Source organism: Robertmurraya sp. GLU-23 (assembly GCF_052983275.1).
This window is the reverse complement of record NZ_JBRKCV010000007.1, coordinates 122,121-137,927: the sequence shown is the minus strand read 5'-3', so window position 1 is coordinate 137,927 and position 15,807 is coordinate 122,121. Positions and strand designations below refer to the sequence as shown.

18 protein-coding genes are annotated in these 15,807 nt (G+C 32.7%); 16 read left to right on the top strand and 2 right to left on the bottom strand.

Translation table 11 applies throughout. From position 1 onward, the window contains the following. Window positions 1–6: 6 nt before the first annotated feature. From ACVBAX_RS13370 to ACVBAX_RS13345, 6 genes are all read left to right on the top strand, one after another. Window positions 7–225 carry a DUF2187 family protein gene (locus ACVBAX_RS13370; protein ID WP_447117463.1) on the top strand — a complete coding sequence of 73 codons (219 nt, stop codon included), beginning with the start codon at window positions 7–9 and terminating at the stop codon, window positions 223–225. Between the two features lie 416 nt (window positions 226–641). After that, window positions 642–1,016: an STM3941 family protein gene (locus tag ACVBAX_RS13365; protein ID WP_447117462.1), complete on the top strand. Its 375-nt coding sequence runs from the start codon at window positions 642–644 to the stop codon at window positions 1,014–1,016. A gap of 253 nt (window positions 1,017–1,269) precedes the next feature. Further along, the gene (locus ACVBAX_RS13360; protein WP_447117461.1) at window positions 1,270–2,196 is read left to right on the top strand and encodes a hypothetical protein; all 927 of its coding nucleotides are present in this window, start codon (window positions 1,270–1,272) and stop codon (window positions 2,194–2,196) included. A gap of 49 nt (window positions 2,197–2,245) precedes the next feature. Then, window positions 2,246–2,455 carry a hypothetical protein gene (locus ACVBAX_RS13355; RefSeq protein ID WP_340906630.1) on the top strand — a complete coding sequence of 70 codons (210 nt, stop codon included), beginning with the start codon at window positions 2,246–2,248 and terminating at the stop codon, window positions 2,453–2,455. 20 nt (window positions 2,456–2,475) lie between these two features. Then, window positions 2,476–3,234: a hypothetical protein gene (locus ACVBAX_RS13350; RefSeq protein WP_447117460.1), complete on the top strand. Its 759-nt coding sequence runs from the start codon at window positions 2,476–2,478 to the stop codon at window positions 3,232–3,234. 29 nt (window positions 3,235–3,263) lie between these two features. Continuing rightward, complete coding sequence (locus tag ACVBAX_RS13345; protein WP_447117459.1) at window positions 3,264–3,617, top strand: hypothetical protein; 354 nt, start codon at window positions 3,264–3,266, stop codon at window positions 3,615–3,617. A 54-nt stretch (window positions 3,618–3,671) separates the two neighbouring features. Here the strand turns inward: ACVBAX_RS13345 and ACVBAX_RS13340 are convergent, their stop codons facing one another. Both ACVBAX_RS13340 and ACVBAX_RS13335 read right to left on the bottom strand, forming a co-directional pair. Beyond that, the gene (locus tag ACVBAX_RS13340) at window positions 3,672–3,890 is read right to left on the bottom strand and encodes a hypothetical protein (protein WP_447117458.1); all 219 of its coding nucleotides are present in this window, start codon (window positions 3,888–3,890) and stop codon (window positions 3,672–3,674) included. Window positions 3,891–4,025: 135 nt separating this feature from the next. After that, window positions 4,026–4,319 carry a hypothetical protein gene (locus ACVBAX_RS13335; protein WP_447117457.1) on the bottom strand — a complete coding sequence of 98 codons (294 nt, stop codon included), beginning with the start codon at window positions 4,317–4,319 and terminating at the stop codon, window positions 4,026–4,028. A gap of 456 nt (window positions 4,320–4,775) precedes the next feature. On the opposite strand from ACVBAX_RS13335, the gene ACVBAX_RS13330 reads away from it, so the two are divergent. From ACVBAX_RS13330 to ACVBAX_RS13285, 10 genes are all read left to right on the top strand, one after another. Then, window positions 4,776–5,513, top strand: a complete 738-nt coding sequence (locus ACVBAX_RS13330) for a hypothetical protein (RefSeq protein WP_447117456.1) — start codon at window positions 4,776–4,778, stop codon at window positions 5,511–5,513. After that, complete coding sequence (locus ACVBAX_RS13325; protein ID WP_447117455.1) at window positions 5,495–5,722, top strand: helix-turn-helix domain-containing protein; 228 nt, start codon at window positions 5,495–5,497, stop codon at window positions 5,720–5,722. Before ACVBAX_RS13330 ends, ACVBAX_RS13325 begins: the two co-directional genes overlap by 19 nt. A 144-nt stretch (window positions 5,723–5,866) precedes the next feature. Further along, window positions 5,867–6,361, top strand: a complete 495-nt coding sequence (locus tag ACVBAX_RS13320; protein ID WP_447117454.1) for a hypothetical protein — start codon at window positions 5,867–5,869, stop codon at window positions 6,359–6,361. Between the two features lie 483 nt (window positions 6,362–6,844). Then, window positions 6,845–6,982: a hypothetical protein gene (locus ACVBAX_RS13315; protein ID WP_447117453.1), complete on the top strand. Its 138-nt coding sequence runs from the start codon at window positions 6,845–6,847 to the stop codon at window positions 6,980–6,982. Window positions 6,983–7,934: 952 nt separating this feature from the next. Further along, window positions 7,935–9,020 carry a cyclic GMP-AMP synthase DncV-like nucleotidyltransferase gene (locus tag ACVBAX_RS13310; protein WP_447117452.1) on the top strand — a complete coding sequence of 362 codons (1,086 nt, stop codon included), beginning with the start codon at window positions 7,935–7,937 and terminating at the stop codon, window positions 9,018–9,020. Further along, window positions 9,010–10,713: a ThiF family adenylyltransferase gene (locus ACVBAX_RS13305; protein ID WP_447117451.1), complete on the top strand. Its 1,704-nt coding sequence runs from the start codon at window positions 9,010–9,012 to the stop codon at window positions 10,711–10,713. Before ACVBAX_RS13310 ends, ACVBAX_RS13305 begins: the two co-directional genes overlap by 11 nt. Beyond that, window positions 10,706–11,206, top strand: coding sequence for a Mov34/MPN/PAD-1 family protein (locus ACVBAX_RS13300; protein WP_447117450.1), 501 nt, complete (start codon window positions 10,706–10,708; stop codon window positions 11,204–11,206). Before ACVBAX_RS13305 ends, ACVBAX_RS13300 begins: the two co-directional genes overlap by 8 nt. Continuing rightward, on the top strand, window positions 11,178–12,128 hold the full coding sequence (locus tag ACVBAX_RS13295; RefSeq protein ID WP_447117449.1) for an SAVED domain-containing protein: 951 nt from the start codon (window positions 11,178–11,180) through the stop codon (window positions 12,126–12,128). The genes ACVBAX_RS13300 and ACVBAX_RS13295 overlap by 29 nt, the downstream gene beginning before the upstream one ends. An 876-nt stretch (window positions 12,129–13,004) precedes the next feature. After that, complete coding sequence (locus tag ACVBAX_RS13290) at window positions 13,005–14,597, top strand: type I restriction-modification system subunit M (protein WP_447117448.1); 1,593 nt, start codon at window positions 13,005–13,007, stop codon at window positions 14,595–14,597. Continuing rightward, window positions 14,587–15,801, top strand: coding sequence for a restriction endonuclease subunit S (locus tag ACVBAX_RS13285; RefSeq protein ID WP_447117447.1), 1,215 nt, complete (start codon window positions 14,587–14,589; stop codon window positions 15,799–15,801). The genes ACVBAX_RS13290 and ACVBAX_RS13285 overlap by 11 nt, the downstream gene beginning before the upstream one ends. Window positions 15,802–15,807: the final 6 nt, after the last annotated feature.

The window sequence follows — 15,807 nt, the reverse complement described above, 5'->3', positions numbered from 1 at the left end:
ATATATATGGCAAAGATTATTAAAGCAAAAGTAGGAGACATTATCCTTTTCAATCGGAAAGAAGGAACCCATGAAGGGAAGGTTACGAAGGTACAAGACAACAGCGTCTTGGTTCAAATCGATGACTATTCGAAATTCGTTTTAGGTTATGAGAACAACAATACAGTTGTTAATCACAAAAACTACACCATCTTAGAACAAGGTAAAACAGCTCATGCTAGATAAGCTTACGTACTATTTTATTGTTTTGGTTTGCTTTATAGCATTGATTGGACTAGTTACAAATATCGTTTATTAATGAGCCCCAAAAAAGGGGATTGGTATGTCGTGGTCATCAGAATCCTAGTTGTTTTATGGATATGTGTAGCAAGTATTATCCTATTATTTGCGATAGGACAGTGGTTGGAATAATAGATTAAACGTAGAGGTGGGCAAAATGAAAGACGAAATGAATTTGTACCGCTCCTTGTGGTACTATCTAAAATTGACTATTGGTAATATCATTTTTACCGCAATACCCATCTTTTTCATTTTTATTGGATTTCTTTCCATCAAGATTATAGCGATTATGTACAAGGGCTTCTTTTAATGGTGATAGGAATATTTCTACTCTTATTCTTTGGTAGTTTGTTATTTTTACAATGAGGATGTTATTTGTATCTAAGCCTATATTGACTATAAATGAAGAGGGAATAACAGATAACACCTCTATATTCAAACATGGCTTTATTCCTTGGGGTAGCATTGTATCCATTAACGATATGAAAACGAGCGTGAGTCATAATGCAGGAGGGTTATACACCATTCATTCAGAGTATAACTTTATTAGACTTGAAGTATCCAATAGTAGACACATCGTGAAGGGCTATAGCGGGATTAGAAGAAAAGTGTTAGAAATTCGTATGAATAATAACTCACCGTTGATTTCGATACCTGTCAAACCTTTATCAATAAAGGAAAAAGGAGAGGTGTTACAGTTGATGATGAAGTATCATGGTAAAACCATTATTCACTAAGAGGAACAGATTAAAGAATCTACGCCTTATATTATCGTATAGAAGGAGCGCCCTATGGATGTCTTAATTGGTTTGGATTATTACTTCAATTAGATCTTATCTAAAAATGAATAACTAAAGATTTAGGATAAAATAAACTTGTTAAACCTGTTAAACCACTGTTAACAGTACGAAAAATAGGTTAACATAGTATATTTTCTGTTAACAAAGTCGTATAATGAAAATAAGATAAAATCGGAAGCGGTGAGAGGAAATGTCAGCGGAAAAGGATAGAAAAACCAAAGGCTTTAACTTGGGGAACGAATCATTTACTCTAGTTCAAAAATTAATATCTGATTCAGGTATGAAAGATGTAGAATGGTTTGAATCGGTCATCCATAAGATCGCCGCCAATGAATTGGTTCTCGATAAGGAGAATATTTCTCCTGAATTACGGAAGCATTTCTCAAGTGATGTATCGGCATTGAAAGAAGCCATGAACCTGATTAATACCCTATTCTTAAATCAAATGAACCGGATTGCAGTTGAAAAAGGGAATTGGACGGAACATCTTAATAATACCATTAGAATCCATGAAGAAAAACAACAAAGGCTCCAACAAGAAATTAGTTTGCTAGAGGGAAACCTTCAAGAAAAGGATGAGGAACTTGAAGAGCTTAACCGCCAGATATTAAGTCTTTCCTCGAAGGTAGAAGGCTTTGCGAAATTAGAAGAACAGCTGACAAAGGGTATGGAACGATTAGAAGGGGACAATGACCGATTAAAAGTAGAGTTGGAAACCGCAAAGGAACACAATGCTGCCGAAAAGAGTCAATATATCCAATCGTTAGAGGAATTAAAGATTCAACATAAAGAAGAGAAGTCCAGGCTTAACCAACAGATCGTAGATACTCTTGAACAACTAAAGGAAATGGAGCCAATTTCTAAAGAAAATTCAGAGCTGAAGGATATTAATAAACGATTAGAAGAAGAAATGGTCCGAAAAAGTAGGGAATACGAGATCAATTTAACTAGAGCAGCGGAGCAAGCGGAAGTCGATAAAGAAAGGGCTCTTTTAGCAAGAGAACGAGAGCTTAACCAACAAAGCCGTGAAGATAATAGGGAGTTATATGAAAAAATTGAACAACTCCAGAGACAAGTCCAAGATTTAACCATAGAAAACAATAATCTCAAGAAGTAATAAGTAAAACAAGAAAAACCTTTTATAAAGCTATAGGGAGCACTAACGAATGAATGAGATTGATTTTAGTCCACTAAAAGGAACCATTGATAGCATGGCTATTAAACTAGCTGTAATTTTATTTGTTCCTTTACTAACCGGGTTGATATGTAAGTTTCTGCTGCGGAGTTTTAAAGTACCCAATAACATTTCAAATTTACTATCAATAGCATTAATGCTTTTTGTATTTTATAAAACTTTACTGACCCTTTTAGGTTAGTTTACCTTTAGGAGCTAAATATGACGCTTACCCTTGAACAGATAAAGACAGCTTTAATTAACAATGAAATGTCATATGATGAGTCATCAAAGCTAATTTATGACAGTAAGAAAAAACCTTGGCAGACGAAGGAATGGCAAGACAAAAGAAAGCAATTAATTAAAGATACTTGTGAACAATGTGAAAAAACACAACCACCATTTGTTCTTCAACATATGTGGCACCCACAACGTTATCAGGATATCATTAGAGAGGTTTACAGAAAGTATTTTCCAATTGTAGATCAAGAACTGGTTAGTGACGATAGTGAATACCAAGAAATCCATCACTATTTAGAACGATTTGTTGATGAAAGATACGCTTGTCCTAAGTGTAGTCGACTTAGTATTTCGGAACGAAAAACGATGGTGCCGAAGTTCAAATGTATTAAATGTAGACACGAATTTGATGAACCATTAAAGTTAGCCTATTCGAATGAACTAGGAAAAATAAAACCTAGTTTTGAAGATGTAAAAGCCAGCCTATTGAGAAAAAGAAAAGAGCAGGTCACTTGGGAAAGATACGGCGAAGATATACGGAAAGAGGCACTGTATATTTCGATAGAAGAGCATCAACGGTATATCTCATTAAAGGATACAAAGACCTTCTGTAAGAAATGTGCGTTTTTATGGGATATGAAAGGGAAAAAGGTTTGTGAAGTCTGTAAAAATAACATAATCCCAATACCTATGCACGCGTGTAGAGAGTGTCAAAAAGAGGGACATCCGGGCGTAATATAATTATGTAATTTAATAAGGAGGTATCTACTTTGAATTTAGTAGATAATTTGAATGAAGTGGTCACATTACAAAGGAAGAAGCGGTTTAAATATAAAGGTTCAGTTGACACAGGCATTACCTTATATTTTGGCCATGACTTTGATCGAGAAAAAACCATTGAAAAAGAACACCTTGATAATCTTTTAGAAGAATTCAAGGGCCGTAAGGTGTTAATAGGTACTTCTAGGACGAGTCCCGATGATGGGTCTCTAGGTGCGTGGTTGCAAACAATGGTAACTAGGACCGCTCTAGCTTCTTATGTTGCTCCGATATTAATTAAAGAGGGGTATGCTTATCAAGAAGATGAGTCCAAAATGGAAATCACCTTTAAAGAAATATATTAATATATAAGAAAAGGCCTTCTCCAAAGAGAGGGTCTTTTACTTTAGTTATTCTGGTTAAGAAGAAAGAGCTGACTTTAAACGCTCTAAGTCGATTAACATCAACTTCTTTAAGTACTCTTCTGAATCGATTTTATTTATGTCATAGCCAATAATAATAGTTTCAGTTAGTTCTTTTACAAAACCGTAAAAATACGATTGATTCTGTTGCTCAAGTTGTGGCAACTCCTCGGATACTACTTGCATGGCTATTTCTTCTATTTGTTTTGGTGACATTGCTGTATCGCTCCTTATAATTGAATTCGAATTCTAGCTTACTTACTATTTAGTATTACGGAATTAACTTTTAAATAATTCCTCTTTTTAGTAGATTTTAAAAATTTATTTCCATCCTAACAGTACTTTTTCTTTTCAATTTACTTTAGTTGTTCTCTTGTATCTTAGTAAAGATGGAAATTCCTTATTATTAACAAAAGTATAATACTTACGAACGGTATTTTGCAGATTACCTTTATCTTTTAACTTCTCTTTGATCATTAGAAGTGTTTCAAACATTGCATCATCATTACAAACAACGTGATCTAAATTAATTTTTAATTCTCTTTCTACTTTTCTTGCCCTACTAATACGACTTCGTACCGCTTTATCCTTGCTATTAATACTCTCATCTTTTAATAGAAACTTCATGTATTGTTCCTCTCTCATTCCTATCAGCCTCCCTGTTCTAGATTTAAGTTAACTATATAACAAAAAGTGGTAATCTGTTCTTAGCAAATTTTCCGGCTAAGAATTACTTCTAATCATGGGGGATTATATAAGGTTGTAGCATAAAGATGAGTCTGTCGAAAATTAAAATACGAAAAATGAAAATCAATTGTGTACAATCTAGATAAATCTAAGGTAATTGAGTTAAATAAGTCTATTATAATAACTTTTCAAATGGTTATTAGATTACCATTATGAGTACATAATGAATATAAAGAAACGTTGTTGGGAGTTGTTGAACTTGAGAGAAGACTATTCTACAATACTACGGTATTATATTTCAGATGTAATGTTAAAAGACTTAAATAAATACTTTGAGAAATTAAATTTAGATTTTGAGGGTCCTGAGTATATAGACGATGGTGAAGTTGAATATGAATTGAATTTCAAGAGCGTTTGGAGTACTGGTTATTCATTTCAAGTTTAAAAGAATCATCATATTATAAGTTTTGGAGCGAATATGAATCCGAACAAGATTTACAGAGTTTTGTTGATTCTATTAATAATGAAACAATTGAATGGGATTATAATTCCACTAAGAGAATACTTAGCGGTACCGATGGGTGGTGGGGCCCAAGAGGAGATTGGATGTCCTGGTATTTCCTCGCTGCTTTACTCAGCAAGAGATATATAAAGGTAAGTGTCTTACCATGTAAGTATTATCAAAAACCCTCCAAAGAAGATAATGAAGAGATGCATTTTCTATATCGACATACTATTAATAGTCCGCGAAGATATTTAAATAAAGGGACTTTAATGTGGTTTATGTGGAATTGGCTTAAAGAACAAGGTGATCCTCAACCTACCTTTCCTTCAAGTTTATCCAACGTATTTTCCGAGGAATTAGGGATAGCTGGAAGAGTTGGAGAAGGGGATCCAAATCAAATGTTAAGCTATATACTTCCAAATTTTACGTTCATTCATGTTCCTTTTGCTAATACTCCAAGAATGTTCGTGTTTGAACCTGCCCATCACTTTAATACGTGGAGAAAAATGGGGATGATGAATTACATAGTAAGTGAAGACATTCTCAAAGAAGCTCAAAGGTTATTAGATTTGCAGAGAGGTCTTGAAGTTGCAGAAGAGGAAATGCGAAGAAATGAGTTTATTAAATCGTGTCAACTTCACAAATAAAGGACGGTGTTTTCCTCACAAGTGAAAGAATTCAAAACATATGTAGGCATGATGAAAACAGTCCTTTTAAAGAACATCACATTTACAGTGACGCCATTAGAAAGTGGATTAAAGACGGAAAGTTAATTGGAGAAAAGCAAGGTACCAGATGGGTGGTTAAAAAGGAAGATTTGGAACACTTTTTTGAAAAAGGTTTAAAAAGTGTTTAGAAAATCTATTGAAAAATCATAGGAGTACGTTGAATACGGGAAGGTAATATTAGAACTTATTAAACCTTTTTCTTTATATACCTAAATATACCTATATATGGTAGTATTCTACTATAAATAGAATACTTTGGGGGAAATACCATTATGGAAGTCAGAACTAGGATAGCAGTATTAACACTCTTTATGGGCCTTTTATTAGGATGTTCAAAGACAGAAGAAGTTGTTTATTCAAAAGAAGAAATCCAGTATCTAGAAGGAGTAAATGAAGCAGTAACACAAATGACTAAATCTTATGATGAATTCACAGAGACTTTAGTTGATGTAGAGAAAAACGGCCTCTCAGAAGAAGCTTCTAAAGATTTATTCAAGGGAATGCTAACCATGACGGCAATAAATGTATTGATAGAAGATGAATTAGAATCACCTTCAGAACGATTCAAAGAGGTCGATACAAAACTAGCAGAAGCGTCATCGCTACTAAGTGAGGCAACAACAAGTTTGCCAATGTTAGTTGAAGCTAATCATGAACAATTAATTGATGAAAACTTAAAAAAGGTAGAGGATGCAGCTGAATTACTAGATGAAATATCGCTTGATATCCTTGAACCTTTTGAAAAAGCAGTTAGTGAAACTAAGTAATAAATTTTTCATAATTAAATCTTCAACTAAGCTCTTCAAATTGAGGGGCTTTATTAATTGTCTTTATCTTAGAGACAAACCTTAATACAAAAAAGATACGTGATGTATTTAATCTTAATTAGAAGTTCACTGGATAAATGTTTGACTTTAAATTAAAGGATAAGTGATTATTGTGAAGGTAATAAGCTGTAGACAATTAGATTGCTCTTTCAACAATTGTTCAGATAAATGCATCGAAGAGTTGGAGAAAAAAATAATTCGAAATACTGGTAGTTGGAATTTAGAAAGCGCTATGGGAAAAGATATTAAAAATGAATTTAATTTCCCTTGTATCAGTCATAGTACTTCGGGCCAAGGATGTGTTATACACGGTGAAGAAGATCATATAGATAGAATACTATACTATCATAAAAAACGTATAAAAATATAAAAACCCTCTAAAGAAAGGCTGGAGTCGAAATAGGGGCTTATAATAGTTCTACAGTGCCTAGTAGTACGAATACGATTCAAACAGGCATTCATTTAGATGAATCTGTTGAAGTGGATGCTTTAGTAGTTCCTAGCGGTGAATTGGTAGTCAAACATGATGAAATAGAAGATGTTAAACCTATTCTCGTTTAAAAAGAAAAACCAAGAAGACTGACAGTAGATGCCATAATTATTATTGATTAAACTACGTTCCTATATTTTCTCGATCTATCTCTTGCTAATGGCTATTACTTTCTTTTGGAGCCAATAATGATATTGATGATTACATCTACAACTGCCAATAGATTCATCTCCTTTGCGAGTAATTATTGGGTTTCCCCAACAATAACAGTATAGACAGAGACGTTGTAAAATAATCAACACATATAAAAGAATAATAGACCGGAAAAGAGAGAGTTGCCTTATAAGTAGGTGAGTCTCTTTTTTATAAATCTGTTGATTTCAAAGTAGTTTATAATGAGACAAAAGAGAGATTGTAGGGGGATAAGGCATGATAGGTGCACGAGTAAAGAGAGCAAGATTAACAACGGAATGTCACAAGAAGAGGTAGCAAGAGACTTGGACTAAGTAAGAGCGTGATTTCTCAATTAGAAATCGATAAAGGGATAACTGAAACCATTATTGGTGATTTGTTCGCAGCTTTCTCCCATTTATATAACTTATCGTACTCCTATCTATCGAAGGGTGAGGATGATGATGATTTAATTACAACGCAAGATATATCCAGCTTCATTACTTTTGAGAGCCTCTAATGTTCCGTTTTTGATAGGTAACCAAGCTACTTAAACTTAAAAATGGCAAAACCCTTTAAAAGTGCTGGTGTGGTGGAATTGGCAGACGAGCACGACTCAAAATAGTGATCCTGCGGAGTGTCGGTTCGACCCAGACCACCGGTACCATACTTAAGGACACAAATTACAAAAATATATACAGCATTAAAAAACAGGGAAAATTCTCTGTTTTTTTTGTTGTTTATTAAAATAAATTCAGTTCATTTGTCGTAGCCTGTTGTCTCATTTTTTTTAAGATTTCCAGTTTTTGTCGTATAATAGTAGAAAAAGAAAATATTTTAGGGGGAGAAATAATGGCTGATATCCAGAAACAATTTGAAGAGTTCCATGATGCGATTAAATTGAAAAGATTTAAGGAAAACAAAGAGTTAAGGGAAAAAAGAGATATCATTATAGGCAAAATCAAAAGTGGAATTAAGACAAAATTTGAGGAAATGGAGAAAGACGTTCCTAGTTTGGAATTCATTGATCAAGGCAGTTATGCAGTTGATCTTGGTATTGTACCAGAAGATAAAGATTACGATATTGACGAAGGAGTAATTTTTGATTTATATAAAGAGGATTACACTAATAGTGTAGAATTAAAAAAAATTATAAAAGATATACTTGCAAACCACACAAGCACTCCACCAAAGATTAAAAACCCCTGTGTAACCATAACTTATTCACTAGATGATGAACCAATTTACCATGTCGATTTACCTGTTTATATTAAATCAAAATATGATAATGATTTGTTTCTTGCTTGGGGGAAGGAATTTGCCGAGGATGATAAGAAATATTGGGACCTTGCAGATCCAGAAGGGTTAAACGATCACATTTCGAATTCTTTTACAGGTGATGATAAAAAACAATTTAAACGAATTGTGAGATACATGAAAAAATGGAAAGATATTTGCTTTTCTACATCAGGTGGTTCAAGGCCTCCGAGTGTAGGGATAACTATTGCAGTAGTTGATTTATTTACCCCTCGACAAACATACAACTCTTTATCAGGGACTTATAAATATGATGATTTGACTGCTTTAAAGGACTTTGTAAATAATTTAAAAAATAAATTTGTACTAGTTTGGGATTCAGAAAGGGAAGAATATTTACGCACAATCGAATATAGTTTACCAGTCAAACCATATTCGAATATCTTTTCTAAAATGACAAAGGTACAAATGAATACATTTTATCAAAAACTTGTCACTTTTGAGGGTGCATTAGCCGATGCACAAAGCAAAAGCGATCCACATGATGCTTGTACAGTATTAAGTCCATATCTTGGAGATAAATTCCCGATTCCAGAGTCAGCACAAGCAAGATACCAAAAAGTTGCGTTATCAAGTGCTCCAGCATCAAACTCTGCAAAAGGATTTGGTTATGAAAACTGATTTTAAAAGGATATTAAGTGAAAAAGAATATATAGAAAATGTTGAAACAATAAACCCATTCCAATTTGAATTTTTATTTATTATGAGAAATGGGTACACGATTCCATTGGAGATAACTTTCAGTCCGTTATTTCCTACACAGTTGCCTTTTGTTTATATAAACAAAAGGCAGCATATTATACCGAAAATCCCTCACGTGATGAATAACGGCTTGATATGTTTCTTAGACCGTGAAGGAGTTATTTGGAATAATAAGCCCGAAAGTACTCTCGACTTTGTTTTCGAGAGAGTGGAAAAAGTATTAATTGCAGACTCACCACAAATAGAATATCATCGGGAATTTAGTTATTATTATGGATCACTTGACCCGTTAGAATATGTTTTTTCTGTATTTACTCCAGAAGATAAACCAATGGAAATTTCAGTTCTAACCTTAAAGGATAAACCATTTGCATTTTTAAATGATAACAATCAATCTAAATTTTTCTTAGGTAGGTTGTTAAAAACGAATATTAATAGACATAATCTAAATAAAGCATTTTATTTGCCTTTAGACCATACGTATTCAGGAAATGTTCCACAATTAGATCGTTTTTGGACGAGTGAAGAAATAATAAAAATAATAAAAGAACACACAACCAGCGATACCTTTGAAAGGATAAAGGAATTCTGTGTAAACAAGAATAATTACTATTATTTAATAAGAATCCCATTATTAACAGGTGATTGTGCACTGATTGGGCTTTGGTATAAAAAAATTGTTCACGGACTTTCAAAAAAGGTAAATCCGCTAATTGATGAAACATTTGCAAATGCATTTGAAATTACACCTCTATTTGTTTATAGAGATGATGAGGAGACATTAATAGAAAGAGGCGGTGGAGTAAAGAAAGATTTAAATACTTTACTTATTGGTTGTGGTTCAGTAGGAAGTGACTTACTGTTTTTATTAGCACGTTCCGGAATAAATAAGTTTACATTAGTAGACAATGATAAATTGAGAATCGAAAATTCATATCGACATTTTTTAGGAATGGATAAGTCTATTGAAAATATGTCTAAAGTAAAACTTCTAAAGGATGAAATGGAGTCTAGGTATCCTAATTCCAATATACACACACTAGAAGAGGATGCACTGGTTGCAATTGAATATGGGGAATTAAATCTAAATGATTATGATTTAATAATTGTTGCTATTGGGGATCCAAATACTGAAAGAAAGTTAAATGAATTTATATCGAAATCATCAACACCTGCTATTTTTACTTGGGTTGAAGCGTATGGAGTAGGAGGGCATGCACTGATGGTTAACAATGGAGACAAAGGTTGTTATGAGTGTTTAATTGATGATAAATTAAGCATGTTTCCATCATTTGCGGGTAAGAGTGATGTGCCTTTTATTAAAAATATGAATGGTTGTACAACATCATTCACTCCATATGGAAGTGTTGACTCCATGGAGACAGCAATACTTGCTTCTAGACTCATTTTAAGATATTTAAACAACGAGATTAAAGGAAATCCATTAATATCATGGAAAGGTTCTTCTAAAGCGTTTGAAGAAAGTGGTTATCAGACTTCTGAGAGATATAGACAACCAATAGATAAGTTAATGACGGATACCTATGAATATATAAATTCTAGTTGTAAAATATGTTCTATGCATCTCAAAGAGGCTCTCAGAAATGATTAAGATTAAATACGAAAATATGATTATTAGTGTTGAAGAAACAATAATTGAAGAAATAAGATCGAGACGTCAGATGAAATATCAAGATAAAGAATCCGGTGGTATGGTGATTGGCTCAATTATAAATAACAGCAATGAAATTGAAATAAGGGACTACACTATACCACAAATAGGAGACCATCAATCAAGGTATCGATTCATACGAAAGAAAAAAACTCATAATGCTATATTGCATAAAAAGTGGATGGATAGTGATGGGACAGTAATGTATATGGGGGAATGGCATACTCATCCCGAAAATGATCCACATTATTCTTGGCAGGATATTAGGAATTGGAAAAGGTTATTAAAAAAGTCTAAAACCTACTCCGATTATTTGTTCTTTTTTATTGGTGGAATAAATTTTTATAAAATTTGGGTAGGAAATCGTATAAATGGGGAAGTAGTTTTTATTTACAAAGGAGCCTATGATGAAGTTAGTTCAAACAGTAACTGAATTATTTATACTTATACAAAGTGACCCGTTAACTGCAATAATAACTCTATTAATATTGATTTTTTCTAGTATATTGCTATATAAAAAATTCGGGTTACTGCAAATTGTATATAATTGGATAGTTAATAATATCTTCCGTTTTATGAAGAGAGAGTTTGTCATGTTAACCACTTTTTCAAAGAAAGAAGCCAACTATTCAAAAATTAAGCAGAAATTTCAAGAACAGGGCTGTTTGTTTTTAACCCTTAATGTAATAAAATTTTTTGAGGTTGATGGGAGTATTAAAAAGGAGAATCTCCTGAAAATATTAAAAAAGCAAAAGAAAAGGATGAAGGTTGCAATAAAGCGAGGTAAAAATAGTAATTCACTAATTTATCTTGGATTCCCACATGTGCCACTGGCATTTTTAGATGGATATCATTTCAAAGATACTGATGATCCAGTATTATTCGAGTATCAGGGAGAGGATACGGAATCATTAGGAAAGGGATTCTATGAATTAAATAAGAAATATAATACTGACATGAAAATTGTAAGTAATTATGATCAGCAAAATACTTACGAAAATGAAATTGCACTAAAAATAGAGCAATCATTTCCAATTAGGGACGAAGGGATAAAAGGTTTTACAAAAGTATCACAAGTAATTTCAATAGGTATTGAAAATCCAGATAGATGGAAAATTAATAATTATGCTCAAATAGACTTATATCAGAAATACTTATTAGATATTTTGTCAAAGTTAAAGGCTAACGGTGTTAATAAAATCCATTTATTTGCTACAACACCTGTTTCACTTAGTTTTAGTTTAGGTAGAGTAATCAATCATTATCATCCTGAAATAATTATTTATAATTACAATAATAATGCTTATGATTGGGCCATCATTTTAAAAACGGAAGAATTAATAACATTTGAATAAATCAAAAATGATAAAAACGGTAATTGTAAAAAATTTTCCGTTTTTATCATTTTATTTTTAATTACATACTATGTATTCTTTTGCGTAATTTAGTAAAGTAATGCCAGCATACTCATATCGTGCCTTTATATTTCTATTGTCCCAATTTGAAGGCATGACCCTTCTTCCAACTATTCTTATAATACCTTTTAACGCTACTAAATGAACGGTTATAAAAACGTTTCAACCCTTGGTATCACTGAGTTGAAACGTTTTTTATTTTATTTAGATCTCCGCAAAACTTATATTAACACTAATCAACCCACAATAAGCGGTTAACCTTTGCAACCCAATATACATACTCGTTAATAAATAATGATGTAAAAATCGCAAAACATTATTTCTGTAATTCATAGTAATTACAATTGTTGACTAGGTATGTTCAGATGATATGATGAAAATGTAACTGTAATAGTAATTTTATAGATACTTCATTTAATAGGGCGGGATAGGAAACTTGACGAAATTCTTACAGTGAAAATAGGGAAAAATCTTTAACTTTGGATTCTTATTCTTACGAGTACTTAATAAATGAGATGGCTGCATTTCTAGACTCACAAGCTATTTCAACTAGTGGAAACCCAAATTATAAAGACAGTTATTTGAGCAGTGCTGGAGATTTGTTTCTGGTTTTGTGAGCTAAAAGGTAGTCAAGTAAGTCACTTAAAACAGCGGGATAATAAACCAAAATTTTGCAAAATGGACATGATTATTTGGATAGTAGCTTATTTATGTTATTCGTTGAATGAATTATACTCAATGAAAAAGCAAAATAGCAACTTTTATTAGAAGTATTGAAGCAATTTAGACCAACAATAGAAAAAGTGAGGAACCAACATGGCAGATTTAAACACGAAATTATTTAGTGCTGCAGACAACCTACGTAGCAAAATGGACGCTTCAGAATACAAAAACTACTTGTTAGGATTGATCTTTTACAAGTATTTATCTGATAAGTTATTAGAAAAAGTAGTTGTTATAGCAGATGAATCGCTAGAAGAATACAACACACAAGAAAAACAAACTAAATTGTATGAGGATTTATTAGCAGATAAGGAGATAAAAGATGATTTAATTGAAACATTAGTTGATACATTGGGCTATGATATTGAACCCAATTATTTATTTAATGTTCTAACAGCTCAAGCAAAACAAAATACATTTCAGTTGAATGATTTAAATAAATCATTTATCGATTTATCCACGAAATATGACCAATTTAATGGCTTATTTGATGATGTGGATTTGAAATCAAAAAAACTTGGAGCAGATGATCAACAACGAAACATTACCATTACAGAGGTACTGAAGAAACTAATTGATATCGATGTTCTAGGACATAATGGCGATGTCATTGGGGATGCCTATGAATTTTTGATTGGCCAATTTGCCTCAGAAGCAGGTAAGAAAGCTGGAGAATTTTATACACCTCATGAAGTATCTGACATGATGGCTCGTATTGCTGCAATGGGACAAGAACACAAAAAATTGTTTAGCGTATTTGATCCAACCATGGGATCAGGATCATTGATGTTGAATATACGAAACTATATTAACTATCCAGATAGTGTAAAGTATCATGGGCAAGAACTAAATACAACGACCTATAATCTAGCAAAAATGAATTTAATTTTGCACGGTGTTGATAAAGAGGATATGCGTTTACGCAATGGGGATACATTGAATAAAGATTGGCCGACAGACGAGCCTTATACCTTTGATGCTGTTCTTATGAATCCGCCATACTCTGCAAATTGGTCTGCAGATGATTCTTTCTTAGATGATTCTCGATTCAATCGTTACGGGAAATTAGCACCAAAATCAAAAGCAGACTTTGCTTTCCTTTTACATGGGTTCTATCATTTAAAAGACTCTGGAACAATGGCAATCGTGTTACCACATGGTGTATTGTTCCGTGGAGCTGCAGAAGGTGTTATTCGTCAGAAACTATTAGAAGATGGCAGTATTGATGCTGTAATTGGCATCCCAGCAAACTTATTCTTTGGAACATCAATTCCAACTACAGTAATAATCTTAAAGAAAGATCGTACCACTCGTGATGTATTATTTATTGATGCAAGTAAAGAGTTTATAAAAGGAAAAACACAAAATAAACTTTCAAAGGGAAATATCGATAAGATTGTAGAAACTTATAAGAAGCGGGAAGGTGTGGAGAAATATTCCCATGTTGCTACCTTTGAGGAAATTAAAGAGAATGATTTCAATTTAAACATACCTCGATACGTAGATACCTTTGAAGAAGAAGCGCCTATTGATATGGCTTCAATTGGCTCGAAAATTCATGACATTCGAAAAGAAAAAGCAGAATTAGAATCTAGCCTATTTGAGATGATTTCTTCGTTACAATTTGAAGAAGAAAACGCAACATGGATCAAGGGTGCATTAGAGGTGTTTAATCGTGAAAAATAATTATACACCTGAAATTCGATTTTCAGGATTTAGTGGAGATTGGAAACTGCGAAGGCTATCAGACCTAATGGATTTTTCAAATGGGATAAATGCTCCGAAAGAGAATTATGGCAAGGGAAGAAAAATGATTAGTGTTATGGATATACTTGCTGATGAGCCTATTATTTATGAAAATATTCGAAATTCTGTTGAAGTAGATGATATTACTGAAAGTAAAAATAAAGTGGAAAACGGTGATTTAGTATTTGTTCGGTCATCGGAAATACCAGATGAGGTTGGTTGGGTAAAAGCCTATAAACAAGAGAAGTATGCTCTATATAGTGGATTTTCAATTAGGGGCAAGAAAAAAAGTGAATTTGACTCCAAATTTATTGAACTTTCTTTGAATTATTCCAATAGAGAGCAAATTGAAAGTAAGGCAGGAGGAAGTACACGATTTAATGTAAGTCAATCTATTCTGAGCAGTATAGTAATATTAGAACCTTCTATTGAAGAGCAGATTGAAATTAGAAATTTCTTTGTAAAACTAGAAAATACTATTGCTCTTCACCAGCAAGAACTTACCATCCTCAAACAAACAAAGCAGGGATTCTTGCAAAAAATGTTTCCAAAAGAAGGGGAGTCCGTGCCGGAACTTCGGTTCCCAGGATTTACTGGAGATTGGCATGAGAAAAAATTAATTGAAGTTGCGAAGTATAGAAATGGGAAGGCACATGAAAAAAACATTTCAGATAACGGTAAATATATAGTTATAAATTCAAAATTCGTTTCGACAAATGGAAAAGTTAAAAAGTATTCAGATAAACAAATTGAGCCAATGTACATGAACGAAATTGCTTTCGTCCTTAGTGATGTACCAAATGGTCGTGCTATTGCTAAAACTTTTTTAGTAGAGTCTAATGATATGTACAGTCTAAATCAACGTATTGCAGGTATTACTCCTGATAGTAATACTGATACCTATTTTTTGTATATTTTAATGAATAGACATAGCTATTTCTTGCGTTTTGACGACGGTGTGGGTCAAACAAATTTATCTAAAAACGATGTTGAAGGATTTATTGAGAAATATCCTTCTCTCGAAGAACAACGTAAAATCGGTAAATTATTTAAACAACTAGACGAGACTATCGATCTTCATCAACGAGATTTGGAGTATTTAAAAGAAACGAAAAAAGCCTTCCTACAAAAGATGTTTGTTTAATCTAAT

What these genes read in the sequence shown, in the direction of transcription:
- ACVBAX_RS13360 (WP_447117461.1), top strand. Translation starts at nt 1,270, where the DNA reads ATGTCAGCGGAAAAGGATAGAAAAACCAAAGGCTTTAACTTGGGGAAC.
- ACVBAX_RS13365 (WP_447117462.1), top strand. Translation starts at nt 642, where the DNA reads ATGAGGATGTTATTTGTATCTAAGCCTATATTGACTATAAATGAAGAG.
- ACVBAX_RS13310 (WP_447117452.1), top strand. Translation starts at nt 7,935, where the DNA reads ATGGCTGATATCCAGAAACAATTTGAAGAGTTCCATGATGCGATTAAA.
- ACVBAX_RS13290 (WP_447117448.1), top strand. Translation starts at nt 13,005, where the DNA reads ATGGCAGATTTAAACACGAAATTATTTAGTGCTGCAGACAACCTACGT.
- ACVBAX_RS13300 (WP_447117450.1), top strand. Translation starts at nt 10,706, where the DNA reads ATGATTAAGATTAAATACGAAAATATGATTATTAGTGTTGAAGAAACA.
- ACVBAX_RS13320 (WP_447117454.1), top strand. Translation starts at nt 5,867, where the DNA reads ATGGAAGTCAGAACTAGGATAGCAGTATTAACACTCTTTATGGGCCTT.
- ACVBAX_RS13340 (WP_447117458.1), bottom strand. Translation starts at nt 3,890, where the DNA reads ATGTCACCAAAACAAATAGAAGAAATAGCCATGCAAGTAGTATCCGAG.
- ACVBAX_RS13305 (WP_447117451.1), top strand. Translation starts at nt 9,010, where the DNA reads ATGAAAACTGATTTTAAAAGGATATTAAGTGAAAAAGAATATATAGAA.
- ACVBAX_RS13350 (WP_447117460.1), top strand. Translation starts at nt 2,476, where the DNA reads ATGACGCTTACCCTTGAACAGATAAAGACAGCTTTAATTAACAATGAA.
- ACVBAX_RS13335 (WP_447117457.1), bottom strand. Translation starts at nt 4,319, where the DNA reads ATGAGAGAGGAACAATACATGAAGTTTCTATTAAAAGATGAGAGTATT.
- ACVBAX_RS13370 (WP_447117463.1), top strand. Translation starts at nt 7, where the DNA reads ATGGCAAAGATTATTAAAGCAAAAGTAGGAGACATTATCCTTTTCAAT.
- ACVBAX_RS13295 (WP_447117449.1), top strand. Translation starts at nt 11,178, where the DNA reads ATGATGAAGTTAGTTCAAACAGTAACTGAATTATTTATACTTATACAA.
- ACVBAX_RS13355 (WP_340906630.1), top strand. Translation starts at nt 2,246, where the DNA reads ATGAATGAGATTGATTTTAGTCCACTAAAAGGAACCATTGATAGCATG.